A 14,648-nucleotide genomic window follows, 5' to 3' on the forward strand; every position below is an offset into this window, starting at 1 on the left:
GGCGCCGCCACGGGTTTTTGAAAAACGTGGTCACACATTCCGAGCTTCGATGGTGTGGGCATGGCCGTACCGTCGTCGCGGCCGCACTGTCACGGGCCTGGGCGGACGCGTGTCACCACGTGTTGATGCAGAGCGGGTGGCCGAACCCGCGGTTCGCCTATGTCGCCCAGGGGTCTCGGCGGTCCGGCGAGGCGTGATCACGTCGCTTTCGGTACTGCCTTTGAGGGCAGCCACCAGGCATCCAGTTCGTGCCGTGTGTGCCGCATCGCCTTCGGACACCGGCGATCACATCTCGGCATGAGACCCCGAAATTTGTGCGGCGCGCCATAATTCGGCACGGCGGCGGGTGCAGGAGTGGCCGCAACGGCACGGTTCGTCGCCGCCGGACTGTGCGTTAAGCGACTGCTAACGCTTCGGGCCGACCCTCATTGCAGAGATCGGGGACACCCGCCCCCGCACAGGCATGGTCTTTGCTCAGGAACCATTCATCTCGCATGTGCGAGATCAGTGATGAGCCGTCCACCGACAGACAGCCTTTCCTTTTTCTGGAGACCGACGGAATGCCTACCTCCCAGGCCCGCGTGCAGACCACCGAGGCTAGCCGCTACCTGCAGCAGCTGTGCCGGCACTGGAGCCACAAGTTCAAGGTCGAGGCGACCCCCGAGCACGGCACCGTGCCGTTCGGCGAGGACCGCGTCTGCACCTTCGACGCCGAGCCCGACGCCCTGGTGATGCGCATCGACAGCGCCGACCCGGTGAACCTCACCCGTCTCGAGAACGTGGTCGCCGACCACCTCGCCCGCTTCGCCTTCCGCGAGAGCCTGGGCGACATCCGCTGGTCCCGCGCCGCCTGATTTTTTCGGCGATTGGGGTCACGTTGACCCGTCGCGAGCGGCGCCGCCCTTCGGCCTGTCCGGCGCCAGGTCGGACCGGCCTTCTCGTCTCAAGAACGTTTCTCGGCCGGTTGCTGGCGTAGGCTTTGCAGCCGTGGTGGGCCGCGCGACAGCGTCGGCGACTCCTGGATACGAGAGCGGGACGACGGAATGAAGCGACGCACCCTGCTGCGAGGCGCCGGCGCCCTGATCGCCGGTGCCGTGGCGCGACCCGCCCTGGTCCGGGCGGCCTCGGCGACGACGCTGCGCTTCGTCCCCTACGCCGACCTGGCGCTCCTCGACCCAATCATCACCACGAATTACGTCACGCGCACGCATGCGCTGATGGTGTTCGACACGCTCTATAGTCTCGACGCGTCCTACCGCGCCCAGCCGCAGATGGTGGCGGGCCACGATGTGTCGCCGGACGGGCTGACCTGGCGCCTGACCCTGCGGGACGGCCTGCGCTTCCATGACGGCACGCCGGTCCTCGCCCGCGACGTGGTGGCGAGCCTCAAGCGCTGGTCCGTGCGCGATGCCTTTGGCGGCGCCCTGTTCGCCACGGTGGACGAGCTGTCCGCACCATCCGACACGACGGTGCAATTCCGGCTCAAGCGGCCGTTCCCGCTGCTGCCGGACGCTCTGGCGAAGCCGACCTCCTACCTGCCGGTGATCATGCCCGAACGGCTGAGCGCCACGCCCGCCACCCAGGCGGTCTCTGAGATCGTTGGTAGCGGCCCCTACCGCTACGAGGCCGCCGAGCGGGTGCCGGGCTCGCTCAACGTCTACCGCAAGTTCGAGGAGTACCGGCCGCGCCCGGATGGCAGCGCGAGCTTCACCGCCGGGCCGCGGATCGCGCATTTCGACCGGGTCGAGTGGCGCACGATCCCCGACGGCGCCACCGCGGCCGGCGCCCTGCGCTCCGGCGAGATCGACTGGTGGGAGCAGCCGCTGGTCGACCTCGTGCCCGACCTGCTGCGCCAGAAGGACGTGCGCGTCGAGCTCGTGGAGAGTGCCGGACTGATCGGCCAGATCCGCCTCAACCACACCCTGCCGCCCTTCGACAATCCAAAAATCTGCCACGCGCTGCTGTCGGCTGTCGATCAGACCGAGATGATGGATGCCGTCGCGGGCAGCGATCCCGCGATCCGGCGCGGCCCGGTCGGCATCTTCACCGCCGGCGGCCCGATGGCCTCGGAGGCCGGCATGGGCGTGCTCACCGGCCCGCGCGACCTCACCGCCGCCAAGAAGGCCCTCGCGGCGGCCGGCTACAACGGCGAGCGGGTCGTGCTGCTCGCCGGCACCGACGTGCCGCGGATCAACGCGGTCTGCGAGGTGATGGCCGACCTCTGCCGAAAGCTCGGCATGAATCTCGACGTCGTCGCCACCGACTGGGGCACGGTCAATCAGCGGATCCTCAACGCGAAGCCCCTGGACCAGGGCGGCTGGTCAATGTTCGGCATTTTTTCGGGCGGCCTCGATATGATCTCGCCGGCCTATCATCTGGCGGTCCGCGGCAACGGCCGTGCCGGTGTCCCGAGCTGGCTCACCGACGCGCCGCTGGAGGAGCTGCGCGGCGCTTGGTTCGCGGCCCCAGATCTCGACGGGCAGAAGGCGCTGGCGGCCAAGATCCAGGCCCGGGCGCTCGAGGTCGGCGCCTACATCCCCTGCGGCCAGTACTTCCAGCCCACCGCCTACCGGCGCGACCTGGAGGGCATGCTGACCGGCCTGCCGCTGTTCTGGAACCTGCGCCGATCGGCTTGAGCGCTCAGCCGATCGCCATCAGGCTGGCATTGCCGCCCGCGGCCGCGGTGTTGATCGCGGTCGAGCGCTCTTCGATCAAGCCGGGCAGCGCGTAGAGATCGCCGGCCGCGAGCACCTCGGGCGTGCGGCCCTGGACCTGGACGATTGAGCCGGGCCGCTCGGCCAAGGTGCGGTTCAGGGTCTGCAACGCCGCGGCGTCGCCCTCAAACAGCACCGCCCGCACGTCGCCGGCCTGGTTTAGGTCGGGCACCCACGTGACCAGGACAGCGAGGTCGGCCGGCAAATCGCTCAGGGGATCGAGGACGCCGTCGGCGCCGATCACCACCGCGTGGTTGCCGGTCGCCAGGATGGCTCCGAGCTGGAGGAACAGCCCGGTCTCCGTCGTCGCGACGGCCGCCACGCGTCCGCGGGGATGCAGGGCGTAGAGGTTGCGCTCGCCGACCGGCCCGGCCAGCTCGACCTCGGCGCTATGGGGAAAACGTTCAGCAACGAGCCGGTCCGCCAGCGAGCCGTGCCCCCGCGACCTTAGCCAGTCGGCGTAGCGGTGGCTCAGTTCCTGGTCGTCTGCCAGCCCGTCGAGGGCGGCGGCCGGTGGCCGCTTCAGCAGGCGGCCGAGATAGAGCGGGCCGCCGGCCTTGGGGCCGGTGCCCGATAGGCCGGACCCGCCGAAGGGCTGCACCCCGACCACGGCGCCGATGACGTTGCGGTTCACGTAGCGGTTGCCGGCGCCGATGCGGGCCAAAACCCGGTCGGCGGTCTCGTCGATACGGGTGTGGAGGCCGAAGGTCAGGCCGTAGCCGGTGGCGTCGATCTCGGTCAGCAGCCGGTCCAGGTCGGCGCGGGCGTAGCGCAGGACGTGGAGCACCGGCCCAAACACCTCTTGTTCAACGTCGGCGATGCGGGCGATCTCGATCAGCGTCGGCGGCACGAAGGTCCCGAACGCCACCGCGTCCGGCAGCGGCACTTGGTGGACTGCAAACCCGCGCGCCCGCATCGCGGCGACATGCCCGTCGATGCGCTCGGCCGCCGCCCGGCTGATGACCGGACCGACATCGACGGCGAGCCGGCGCGGATCGCCTACGGCCAGCTCGCGCATGGCGCTCTTGAGCATCGCCAGGGTGCGATCGGCGATTTCCTCCTGCAGGCACAGGATGCGCAGGGCCGAGCAGCGCTGGCCGGCGGAATCGAAGGCCGAGGCGATCACGTCCCCGACCACCTGCTCGGCGAGCGCGGAGGAATCCACCACCATGGCATTCTGACCGCCGGTCTCGGCGACGAGCGGGACCGGCTCGCCGTCGCGGGTCAGGCGCTGGGCTAGGCTACGCTGGATGCTCTTGGCGACGGCGGTCGAGCCGGTGAACATCACCCCCTGCACCCGCGCGTCGCCGACGAGCGCCGCGCCGACCTCGCCCGGGCCGGGCAGGAATTGGAGCGCGTCCTCCGGCACACCCGCCGCATGCAGCACCCGGATCGCCTCCGCGGCGATCAGCGGCGTCTCCGCGGCGGGCTTGGCCAGGACCGGGTTGCCAGCCGCCAGGGCGGCGGCGACCTGCCCGACGAAGATCGCCAGTGGGAAATTCCAGGGCGCGATGCAGACCACCGGGCCGAGGGGCGCGTGCGTGCTGTCCAGCGTCCGCTCGGCCTCGGTCGCGTAGTAGCGCAAGAAATCCACGGCCTCGCGGATCTCTGCGACGGCATTGGCGAAGGATTTTCCGGCCTCGCGCACGATCAGCCCGATCAGCACCGGCATCCGCGCCTCGAAGGCGTCGGCGGCGGCGCGCAGGCAGGCGGCCCGGGCTTCGGGCGCGGTCGCGCCCCAGGTCTCGGCGGAAGCGTCCGCGCGGGCGAGCGCAGCCTCGATCTCGGCGGGCGATGCGGCCCGGACGCTGCCGACCCCATCGCGATGATCGGCCGGATTGCGGACCGGCGTGTCGGCCGAATGCGGATCGGCCCCGGATGGGACGGCCCGCCACACGGCCCGGCCGCTCTCGCCCAGATGTTCGGCGAGCCGCGCAAGGACCACCTCGTCGGCGAGGTCGAGGCCCGCGGCATTGGCCCGGGCCGGACCGTAGAGGTCGCGCGGCAGCTTGATCCGCTCATGCGGTGCGCCCGGAACCGGCATCGCTTCGACCGCCGCCACCGGATCGGCAATCAGCGATTCCACGGGTACGGCGGCGTCGCTGACCCGGTTCACGAAGGAGCTGTTGGCGCCGTTCTCCAGGAGCCGGCGGACCAGATAGGCCAGCAGGGTCTCGTGGGTGCCGACCGGCGCGTAGATCCGGCACGGCCTGTCGAGCTTATCCGGCCCGACCACCGCCTCGTAGAGCGGCTCGCCCATCCCGTGCAGGCACTGGAACTCGTACTGGCCGAGGGAAAAATCCGGCCCCGCCATCTCGACGATGCTGGCAAGCGTCTGCGCGTTGTGAGTGGCGAATTGCGGGAACACTGCATCGGGCGCGGCGAGCAGCTGGCGCGCGCAGGCGAGGTAGGACACGTCGGTGTGCAGCTTGCGGGTGAAGACCGGGAAGTCCGCGAGCCCGTCCACCTGCGCGCGCTTGATCTCACTGTCCCAGTAGGCCCCCTTCACCAGGCGGACCATCAGCCGGCGTCGGCTGCGGCGGGCGAGGTCGACGAGCACGTCGATCGCGAACGGGCAGCGCTTGCCGTAGGCCTGCACGACGAAGCCGAGCCCGTCCCAGCCGGCGAGATCCGGGTCGAAGGCCAGGGTTTCGAGGATGTCGAGGGACAGGTCGAGACGATCGGCCTCCTCGGCGTCGATGTTGAGGCCGATCTCGTAGCGCCGGGCGAGGCGCGCCAAGTCCCGGACCCGGGGCGCCAACTCGGCCATCACGCGCCCGCGCTGGGACCGGGTGTAGCGGGGATGGAGCGCCGAGAGCTTGATCGAGATGCCCGGCCCCCGGAGGATGCCGCGCCTCGCCGAGGCTCCGCCGATCGCCTGGATCGCCTCTTCGTAGGATTGCAGATACCGCTGCGCATCCTCGGCGGTGAAAGCCGCTTCGCCGAGCATGTCGTAGGAGTAGGTGAAGCCCTTCGCCTCCATGCGCTTCGCGTTGCGCAGGGCCTCCGTGATGTCGCGCCCGGTGACGAACTGCTCGCCCATCAGCCGCATGGCGAGATCGACCGCCTTGCGGATCAGCGGCTCGCCGCCGCGCCCGATCAGCCGGGTGAGCGCCGCCGACAGACCGGCCTCGCTGCGCGTCGCGGCCAAGCGGCCGGTGACCAGCAGGCCCCAGGTCGCCGCGTTCACGAAGGGCGACGGGCTGTGGCCGAGATGCGCGGCCCAATCGCCGCCGGCGAGCTTGTCCCGGATCAGCGCGTCGCGGGTGGCGGCATCGGGGATGCGCAGCAGCGCTTCCGCCAGGCACATCAGCGCTACGCCCTCCTGGCTCGACAGAGCGTATTCGTGGATCAACCCCTCGACGCCGCCGTGCCGGGTCTGGCGGCGCAGGGCCTCGACCAGGTGCCGAGCCGTCTGTGCGACACGCGTGGCCGCCTCGGGCGACAGGCGCGCGCGATCGAGGAGCGGCGCGATGCAATCCGGCTCGGGCCGCCGACAAGCCGCGACCATCGCAGCCCGCAGGGGCGACAGGGTGGCGACCTCGTCCGCGAAGGCCGCGAACGGATGGGCTTCGGCGTCTGCAGATCGATCGGGATGGCCGGATCCGGACATGGGGCGCCTCTCGGGGTTGCGCGACGACTCACACCGTCACCCCAGGCTACATCGTCCGCCGCTCTTGTTCAGGCCTTGTCCGCCGGATCTGAGGTCGCATTCGGCACCGCCCAGCCGGAGGCGCGTCCTACGGACGCTTGGCATGCGCGGCGTCCATCGCGTCGGTGAGGACAGCCTGAGCGCCTTCGCGGCGCAGCGTTGCGGTGGGGATGACCACCGTGTCGGCGCAGGCCTGGACCACGTGGGCCAGATCGAATTGGACCGCGAGCCCGCCCGCCTCGGCGTCGGGCCATACCGTCATGGCGGGCGGTTCGCCGGAGTAGGTCTCCGTCACTGCCTCCCGACACGCTTTGTCGTCCTCATCGACCTTCGGCTTTCCCGTCTTGGGGCGGTAGGCCTGGAGGTAAAGGGCGTGCAGCCGCTCGGACGACAGGGTCACCATCTTGGTCTCGTCGGCCTGGGTCGCCAGCGCGACCTTGCCGGTCAGCGCGGGTGGCAGCAGCGTCGTCCAATCCACCGGCGTGCCGGTGGTGAGATCGTAGACGATCGCCGTCGTGCCGGTGTTCGGATGGGCACCGCCGCAGAACGTGCTGTCGTGAATCTCAAAGCTGAGGAACCGGGGACCACGCATCGCCGCGCGGACGCTCCGCTCCCAGGAACTCTGCGCGCCGCCCTCGGCCTTGCAGCTCTTCGCCGCCTTGCGGACCTGGGCGTCGAGGCGCTTAACGGCGGCGTTGATCCGCCGCTCCGCATCGTCGACCGGATCGACGATCTGCGGAAAGGCATCGATGTTCGGTCCAGCTTGAGCCGGCTGCACCTGCACGATCCGGTCGGCGGCCTTCGCCGGTACACCGGTGGCGACGAGCAGGGCTCCGAACGCCGCAAGCCGAAGACGTGCCTTCATCGATCGCTCCCACGCATCCCGCGCGCCCCGTCCGCGGCGACTTTGACCGCTAAACCCAAGTGAGATCCCGAACAGGGACCGCTCTCGCGGTGCTCAACCTGTCGCGTGAATGCCGATCTAACGGATTGGTGGAGATCGCCATGTCTTCGAGCGCACATCGGATAGGCCGCACAGGGTTTGCGCTGGGACGAACATTGTTCGGCGAGCGCAGGCGTGGCGGGCAGCATCGGCGTCCGCATCAGATCGACGTCCGAACGACTATCCGCACTGGAAACCGGGCTTCCGAACACCTGGCCTGCGTCGCCGCATCGACCGCCCGTGGGAGGTCTTCCCTGCCGAGGCGGCCGCTCGCCATGGTACAGGGACGGCCATGACCGCGATCCTGATCTATGGCGCCACCGGCTACACCGGCACGCTGCTCGCCGAACACGCCGTCGCGCAGGGCCTGCGCCCGATCCTGGCCGGGCGCGACTCCGGCAAGCTCCGGCCGCTCGCCGCCCGGCTTGGGCTCGACTGGCGCGCCGCGCCCCTCGACGATCCAAGTCGCCTGCGCGACATGCTCGCCGGCATCGCCGCGGTGATCCACGCGGCCGGACCGTTCTCGAAGACGGCCCGCCCCATGGCCGAGGCCTGCCTCGCCGCGGGGACGCATTACATCGACATCACCGGCGAGATCGACGTGCTGGAATCGCTCGCCGCCCGGGATGCCGAGGCGAAGGCCGCCGGCATCGTCCTTCTCCCGGCAGCCGGGTTCGACGTGGTGCCGAGCGATTGCCTCGCCGCCCAAGTGGCGAACCGGCTGCCCGGCGCCACGCATCTGCGTGTCTCCATCGGTGGTTTCGGCGGCTTCAGCCGGGGGACCGCCCGCACCATGGTCGAGGGCATCGCCTGGGGGACGCGGGTCCGCCGGGACGGCCGCATCGTCGAATTGCCGAGACCGCCCCGCGGCAGCGCCGATTTCGGCCGCGGCGCCCGGCGCACCGTGGGGCTGGGCTGGGGCGACGTCTCGAGCGCGTGGTACTCGACGCGAGTGCCCAACATCGAGGTCTATTTCGAGGCCTTCCCGGCCATGGCCGCAGCCGCGGGCCTGCCGTCCGGCCTGCGCCGGATCATCGCCGGCCCGACGGCGCAGCGCCTGATCAACCGCGGCATCGACCGGCTGCCGCCGGGCCCCTCCGAGAGGGCGCGGGCGACGGCGCGCAGCACCTTCCTGGCCGAGGCCTGGGACGGGAACGGCAACCATGCGGCGAGCCGCATGGAGACCCCCGAGGGCTACACCCTGACGGTCCTGACCGCTCTGGAATCCGCCCGGCGCGTGGCCGCGGGCGCGGTGGCAGCGGGGTTCCACACCCCGGTCACCGCCTTCGGGCCGGATTTCATCATGGGGTTTCCGAACGTGGTGCGGACGGATCTCTGATCCTCCCGTCATTGCGAGCACAGCGAAGCAACCCAGGGCTGCGCGCGATCTCCAAATGTGGCGTGTCCCTAGGTTGCTTCGCTGCGCTCGCAATGACGGGGAGCGGCGTTCGAAGGCATCAAACGCTGCGCGATCGCAACGGGCTCACACGGTCGCGCCCAACTGCCACGGCGCGAATTCCGACGAGCCGAAATCGAACTGCTCGCTCTTGGTCCGCTCGCCGCTCGCGACCCGCAGGATCAGCTCGAAGATCCGTTGGCCCGCCTGCTCGACGCTCTCTTCACCGTCGAGGATGGTGCCGCAATTGACGTCCATGTCCTCTTCCAGCCGCCGGAACATCGCCGAGTTGGTGGCGATCTTGATCGACGGCGACGGCTTGCAGCCGAAAACGCTGCCGCGCCCGGTGGTGAAGCACACGAGGTTCGCCCCGCCGGCTACCTGCCCGGTCGCCGAGACCGGGTCGTAGCCGGGGGTGTCCATGAACACGAAGCCCTTGGCGGTGACGGGATCGGCGTAGCGCACCACGTCGACCAGGTTGGTGCTGCCGGCCTTGGCCATGGCGCCGAGCGACTTCTCCAGGATCGTGGTGAGGCCCCCGGCCTTGTTGCCGGGGGACGGGTTGGCGTCGATCTCCGAGCCTTCCCGGCGGGTGTAGTCTTCCCACCAGCGCATCAGGTCGACGAGCTTCTGGCCGACCTGCGGGCTCACCGCCCGCCGGGTGAACAGGTGCTCGGCCCCGTAGGTCTCGGTCGTTTCCGACAGGATCACAGTGCCGCCGTTCTCGACCACGCGGTCGCTGGCGATCCCGAGTGCCGGGTTGGCCGAGACGCCGGAATAGCCGTCCGATCCGCCGCATTGCAGGGCGACGATCAATTCGCTCGCCGGCACAGTCTCCCGGCGGACCACGTTGGCCTCGGCCAGGATGCCGCTCACGAATGCGATGCCGGCCTCGACGGTCTTGCGAGTGCCGCCCAGCGTCTGGATGTTCATGCTGCGGATGCGGTCGCCCAGGCCCTGCTCCTCCAGGAAGGCGCCGATCTGGTTCACTTCGCAGCCGAGCCCGATCATCACGATGTGCGAGAAGTTGACGTGCCGGGCATAGCCCGCGAGCGTCCGGCGCAAAAGCTTCAGCGGCTCGCCCATCGCCATGCCGCAGCCGGTCTTGTGGGTCAGCGCGACCACGCCGTCGACATTCGGATAGGGGGCGAGCGGATCGAGGCCGAGGATCGGATGGCGCCGGAACGCGTCGGCGATCAGGTCGGCGACGTGGGCGCTGCAATTCACCGAGGTGAGGATGCCGACATAGTTGCGCGTTGCCACCCGCCCGTCCGGGCGGCGAATACCCTGGAAGGTCGCCGGCGGCGTGATCAGCCGAGTGGGGCGGGCATCGACCCCGAAGGCGTAGTCGCGGGCGAACTCGCCCATGCCGAGATTGTGGACATGGACGTGCCGGCCGGCGGCGATGTCGTCCTTGGCGAAGCCGATGATCTGGCCGTACTTGGTCACCGCCTCGCCGGAGCGATGCGGGCGGACCGCGACCTTGTGGCCGGGCGGGATCCGCTCGGCGGCGGCGACGCCCGGGGCCACCGGCGTGCCGGGCTCGATGGCGGTCCGCGCGACCACCACGCCGTCGTCCGGCCGCAGGGCGATGACGGGATAGGCGGACAGCAGGTCGGCCGTGATCGGCATCGTGGTTCCTCCCTGGGCCGCGCCTCGTTGGGCGCGTGCTTCAAGAACCTAACGCGCCGACCCGGACAGCGCGAGCATCGCGGGTGACGCAAGAGACCCGATGTCGGCGGATGGTCTCAAGAAATCTCGCGGACCAGCTTGGCGATTAGCGCCCGGCCGAAGGCCTCGAAGCTCTCCGCCGTCATGACGAACGCCCCTTCGCCGCCGATCACGGTCTCCCGGTAATAGGCGGCGAGCCCGTCGGGGGGATTGGTGTGCTCCTTCAGGTAGCCCGGCATCCCGGCGGGGTCGGTGAGGATGACGATGCCGTTGACGGTGGTGCCCAAGGCCACGGCGGCGTCCCGGGCCTCGGCGATCGCGCGGCCGGAATTGCTGGTCCCGTCGCCGGAGATGTCGATGACCGTCCGTTCGGCGCGGTAGGGCGACCGGTCGAGCAGCATGGAGGCGAAGCCGATCGCGGACCCGATGGCGGTCCGGCCGTAGAACGGGCGCGTCACCGCGCCGAGTCTGCGCGCGAAGGCGGTCGCGTCGGCGGCCGAGGCAATGATCATCCAGTCGACCGCGACCTGCTGCTCCCCGGGGCCCGCCCAGTCGAACAACGCCACCGCGATGCGCCCGCGCTTGCCCTCGGCGATCGCCCGCAGGACGAGCGGATTGCCGAAGGCTTGGGCGTAGCCCTGCCGTTCCAAGTCGAATCGCGCCGCGCTGATGCTCAGCGAGACATCGACCGCGAGCACGAGGAGAACGTCGACTCCGGTCTCGGCGGCGGCGGCCCGCCGGCCTGCCAGCGACAGCGCGGCGAGCATCCCGGACAGTAGATGGCGTCGCCGCATGGCCGACACTCGGTGACAGGCACCCGCACGGTACGGCGGACGGCCTCACGCATGCAACGAGCCTGCCGCCGCGGTGGTTCGCGACCGCGCGCACCGTATCCGCGGCGCGTCGGACCGACGGAGCCGACAGGCATGCCCGGATGAGGCCGTCCTGCAGGACGGTTCCGTCCGATCCGCGGCGGGCGACGCCGCCTTCGGTCGCATCGGGCGTCGATCGGTCCGCTCTATCTGAGGCTGGACCGGCGCAGCAGGCGCCGACTCTCCGAAAGCTCGAAACCGACAATGCGCATCTTCAACTGGATCGGCCGCATCACGAAAATCGTCGTGGTCGGCGGCTTGACCGGCGCGGTTACCCTGACCAGCCGGCTCCTCGACGGGACCATCGGGCTCGTCGGCCGATCCTCCGAGCGGCTGGATGCGAAGCTCGGCGCCCTGGCACGAGCCTCGGAAGAGCGCCGTCGCCAGCAGGGCCGGCGCCCGATCGACCCGATCAGCCTGCGATATTCGGAAGCCCTACAGGCCTGGGCCCTTGGCAGCGCCGAGGATGCGGCCCGGCCTGCCCTCTGCAGCACCCTGGACCAGGATCACCCAGCTGTCGGCGTCGGCGATCTCCGCCAGGGTGCAGGGCACGTCGAATCGCGTCGGCTGGCCGGTCCAGGCGCCGAGACGCTGCATGCCGCGCACGACGTTGACGTAGGTGGCCGTCCGGCCGCCATTTTCGCCGCCCTGGATCGCGATGGCCCGGCTGCGCAGCACCGGCACCAGCCAGACATCGCCGCGCGTCTCGGCCTTGAGTTCCGGCGCGGCGCCGACCTCGACCGCAATGCGGTCGCCGTGGATCTCGCCGCGGACCGGGATCGGCAAGCCGCCGTGCTGCGTCGCCTCGCGCATCAGCCGTTCGAGGGCGGCGCGGTCCGAGCCCACGGCGAAGCCGCTGCCGTCGACTACGACCTGCGGGGTGAAGACCTGCCGGGCGCCGCGGACCCGGGCATAGGCGCGCTGACGCTCAGTGAACGGCCGCAGCGCCAGGGTGTCCTTCCAGCCGAGATAATCCCAGTAGGTCACCGGCAGGGTCAGCGCGACCACGCCGGGCTGGCGGGCCAGGTCGCGGATGATCGGATCGGCGCTCCGGCAGGCGCCACAACCCTGGCTGGTAAACAGCTCGACCACGGCGCGGACCGGTTCCGCCCGCGCCTGGGCGGACGCCGAGACCGCGCAGACAAGCCCGGCCGCGCAGAGCGCGCGGGTTACACCGAACCGGGTCTGGGCGCGGGGCCGATGGGTCATCGCGCCATCAGAGCGTCTGGCATGCCGTCTGGGAAATCACGTTGGCTTGAGGGTTTTCTACCATCGGTTGCGACGTATTCCGAAGACCTCTCGCTTTAGGCAACATGTCCGGGCGCCAGCGGCGATGCATCCACAGCCATTGACCCGGATTCTCGCGCACCCAGCCCTCGACCACGGCGGTCATCGCCTGCATGGCGCCGGTGACATCGATCACCCCATCGGCATTGCGCGGCAGGTCCAGGGGCGGGGTCAGCTCCAGACGGAACCGGCCCTCCGGCAGGCGCACCACCCGAACGCCATGAACCGGGCAATCGTAGTGCCGAGCGAGCTTGGCCAGCAGCGGGTTGGCCAGGCACGGCCGGCCCATGAAGTCGACCACGACGCCGCGGGTGAAATGCTGGTCGATCAACTGCCCGAGATGGCCGCCATTCTCGACCACGTCGCGCATGGCGAAGACGGCGCCCGGGGTCGAGGCCGCGAGGCCTCCCATAGAGCGTCGGCGGACTTCCTGGACGAGCCGGGCGGCGGCGGGGTTGTTCGGGGGCCGGAACACGGCCGTGGCGTCCAGGCCGAACCGGGCCGCGCAGATCGCCGGGAGTTCCCAATTGCCGAGATGAGCGGAAAAAATCAGCCCCGGCTGGCCGTCGTCGCGCAGGGTGGCGAAGTGGTCGATGCCCGCAACCTCCGTGCGCATCGGACCGGTGGCATCGGGATCGAAGTCGAACAGCGAATCGAGATGGGCGTATTCGGCGCCGGTCCGCCCGAGATTGTCCCAGGCTTCCAGGGCGATCCGCTTCCGCTCCGCCTCCGGCATCTCCGGGAACGCGGCGCGCAGGTTCGCCATGGCGGTGCGGTGGGCTGGCAGCATCGGCCCGATCGTGCGCAGGAGCGCGGCCCCGAACGCCGTCGAGCGATCCGGCCCAAGGGCGCGCGCCAGCCAGACCAGGGAGCGGATCAGCGGGATCATGGCGAAGCCCGCGAGCCGCGGGAAGGATCGTCTGAGGATGAGGGCGAGGCGCAGCACGTTGGATTCCCGGGCACGATGCGGGCAGGCCCGGCAGTTCGCGTGTAAGGCGAAGCTTATCCGATGTCCCGCGCGGTGCGATAGCACATCGTCCCGAAGGGCGGCCGCGGGCGGCCGGGACGATGCATCAGGCGTCAGAGGCTGACGAGGATTTTCCCGAAGACCTTGCGGGATTCGAGCCGCTCCAGCCCCTGCGCGAAGTCGCCGAGCGGGTAGACGGTGTCCACCACCGGGCGGATGCCCTGGGCCATCTTGTCGAGGGCTTGGCCGATATTCGCCAGTGCGCAGCCGAACGAGCCGGTGATGCGGTATTGCTGCTGGAACAATTGCATCAAGTTCATGGTCGCCGAGACGCCGGAGGTCGACCCGCAGGTCACCAGCCGACCGCCGCGCTTCAGGCAGAGCAGCGAGCCGTTCCAGGTATCGGCGCCGACATGCTCGAACACCACGTCGACGCCCTTGCGCTTCGTCAACCGCCGGACCTCGCCCTCGAACCGCTCGGTCCGGTAATTGATGACGTGATCGGCGCCGAGTTCCGCCGCCTTGCGACCCTTCTCGTCGTCGCCGACCGTCGTGTAGACGGTGCAGCCGATCGCCTTGGCCATGCGGATCGCCGCGGTGCCGATGCCGGAGCCGCCGGCATGGACCAGCACGCTCTCGCCGGGCTCCAGCCGGGCGTTGTCGAACAGCATGTGCTGAACCGTGCCGAAGGCGATGCCGGCGCAGGCCGCGTCAGTATCGCTGACCCCGTCCGGCACCTTCACCACCAAGCGGGCCGGTATGTTGACCAGTTCGCGGGCGAAGCCGTCGATGTGGAAGCCCATCACGCCGGATACGTCTTCACAGAGGTTGTCGCGGCCCTCGCGGCAGGCCCGGCACTGGCCGCAGGTCATCGCCCCGTAGGGCACGACCTGGTCGCCGACGGCTACGTTCGCGACATCCGCGCCGACCGACTCGACCACGCCCGACGCCTCGGCGCCGACGATCAGCGGCATCTTGCGCTTGGCGAAGGCCATGCCGCGAAAGCCCCAGACGTCGATGAAGTTGAGGCCGACCGCGCGGATGCGGATCTGCACCTCGCCCGGACCCGGGGCGGCGGGGGCCTCGACCTCGGTCAGGCGCAGATCGCGGTCGCCGAATAGCTGGAGGGCTTTCATGCTGTCTCTC

General features: G+C 70.1%; 10 protein-coding genes. 3 read left to right on the top strand and 7 right to left on the bottom strand.

All coding sequences use genetic code 11. From position 1 onward, the window contains the following. Window positions 1-560 precede the first annotated feature (560 nt). Both MKL20_RS15355 and MKL20_RS15360 read left to right on the top strand, forming a co-directional pair. On the top strand, window positions 561-854 hold the full coding sequence (locus tag MKL20_RS15355) for a DUF2218 domain-containing protein (RefSeq protein ID WP_058192738.1): 294 nt from the start codon (window positions 561-563) through the stop codon (window positions 852-854). A gap of 189 nt (window positions 855-1,043) precedes the next feature. Continuing rightward, window positions 1,044-2,636: an ABC transporter substrate-binding protein gene (locus tag MKL20_RS15360; protein WP_244037392.1), complete on the top strand. Its 1,593-nt coding sequence runs from the start codon at window positions 1,044-1,046 to the stop codon at window positions 2,634-2,636. Between the two features lie 4 nt (window positions 2,637-2,640). On the opposite strand, the gene putA is transcribed toward MKL20_RS15360, so the two are convergent. Together putA and MKL20_RS15370 are read right to left on the bottom strand one after the other, a co-directional pair. Further along, on the bottom strand, window positions 2,641-6,327 hold the full coding sequence (gene putA, locus MKL20_RS15365) for a trifunctional transcriptional regulator/proline dehydrogenase/L-glutamate gamma-semialdehyde dehydrogenase (protein WP_244037393.1): 3,687 nt from the start codon (window positions 6,325-6,327) through the stop codon (window positions 2,641-2,643). Between the two features lie 127 nt (window positions 6,328-6,454). Continuing rightward, window positions 6,455-7,231, bottom strand: a complete 777-nt coding sequence (locus MKL20_RS15370; RefSeq protein WP_244037394.1) for a DUF4163 domain-containing protein — start codon at window positions 7,229-7,231, stop codon at window positions 6,455-6,457. A 370-nt stretch (window positions 7,232-7,601) separates the two neighbouring features. Here MKL20_RS15370 and MKL20_RS15375 point away from each other — a divergent pair, with 370 nt between their 5' ends. Beyond that, window positions 7,602-8,648, top strand: a complete 1,047-nt coding sequence (locus tag MKL20_RS15375) for a saccharopine dehydrogenase family protein (protein WP_244037395.1) — start codon at window positions 7,602-7,604, stop codon at window positions 8,646-8,648. A 144-nt stretch (window positions 8,649-8,792) separates the two neighbouring features. On the opposite strand, the gene MKL20_RS15380 is transcribed toward MKL20_RS15375, so the two are convergent. The 5 genes from MKL20_RS15380 to MKL20_RS15400 all read right to left on the bottom strand — a co-directional run bounded on the left by MKL20_RS15380 (window position 8,793) and on the right by MKL20_RS15400 (window position 14,638). Continuing rightward, window positions 8,793-10,316 carry a UxaA family hydrolase gene (locus MKL20_RS15380; protein ID WP_244037425.1) on the bottom strand — a complete coding sequence of 508 codons (1,524 nt, stop codon included), beginning with the start codon at window positions 10,314-10,316 and terminating at the stop codon, window positions 8,793-8,795. A gap of 137 nt (window positions 10,317-10,453) precedes the next feature. Next, a complete protein-coding gene (locus MKL20_RS15385) occupies window positions 10,454-11,170 on the bottom strand; it encodes a DUF1194 domain-containing protein (protein WP_244037396.1) in 717 nt (238 codons plus the stop codon). A 513-nt stretch (window positions 11,171-11,683) separates the two neighbouring features. Continuing rightward, a complete protein-coding gene (locus tag MKL20_RS15390; protein WP_244037397.1) occupies window positions 11,684-12,457 on the bottom strand; it encodes a DUF1223 domain-containing protein in 774 nt (257 codons plus the stop codon). 7 nt (window positions 12,458-12,464) lie between these two features. Further along, window positions 12,465-13,481, bottom strand: coding sequence for a lipid A biosynthesis lauroyl acyltransferase (locus MKL20_RS15395; RefSeq protein WP_244037398.1), 1,017 nt, complete (start codon window positions 13,479-13,481; stop codon window positions 12,465-12,467). Window positions 13,482-13,615: 134 nt separating this feature from the next. Continuing rightward, window positions 13,616-14,638, bottom strand: a complete 1,023-nt coding sequence (locus MKL20_RS15400; protein WP_244037399.1) for a zinc-binding dehydrogenase — start codon at window positions 14,636-14,638, stop codon at window positions 13,616-13,618. Window positions 14,639-14,648: the final 10 nt, after the last annotated feature.

The organism is Methylobacterium sp. E-066, from assembly GCF_022829635.1.
GTDB lineage: Bacteria > Pseudomonadota > Alphaproteobacteria > Rhizobiales > Beijerinckiaceae > Methylobacterium.

Excerpts from the sequence above, each read along its gene's own strand:
- MKL20_RS15355 (WP_058192738.1), top strand. The coding sequence starts at position 561 with ATGCCTACCTCCCAGGCCCGCGTGCAGACCACCGAGGCTAGCCGCTAC.
- MKL20_RS15360 (WP_244037392.1), top strand. The coding sequence starts at position 1,044 with ATGAAGCGACGCACCCTGCTGCGAGGCGCCGGCGCCCTGATCGCCGGT.
- putA (WP_244037393.1), bottom strand. The coding sequence starts at position 6,327 with ATGTCCGGATCCGGCCATCCCGATCGATCTGCAGACGCCGAAGCCCAT.
- MKL20_RS15370 (WP_244037394.1), bottom strand. The coding sequence starts at position 7,231 with ATGAAGGCACGTCTTCGGCTTGCGGCGTTCGGAGCCCTGCTCGTCGCC.
- MKL20_RS15375 (WP_244037395.1), top strand. The coding sequence starts at position 7,602 with ATGACCGCGATCCTGATCTATGGCGCCACCGGCTACACCGGCACGCTG.
- MKL20_RS15385 (WP_244037396.1), bottom strand. The coding sequence starts at position 11,170 with ATGCGGCGACGCCATCTACTGTCCGGGATGCTCGCCGCGCTGTCGCTG.
- MKL20_RS15390 (WP_244037397.1), bottom strand. The coding sequence starts at position 12,457 with ATGACCCATCGGCCCCGCGCCCAGACCCGGTTCGGTGTAACCCGCGCG.
- MKL20_RS15400 (WP_244037399.1), bottom strand. The coding sequence starts at position 14,638 with ATGAAAGCCCTCCAGCTATTCGGCGACCGCGATCTGCGCCTGACCGAG.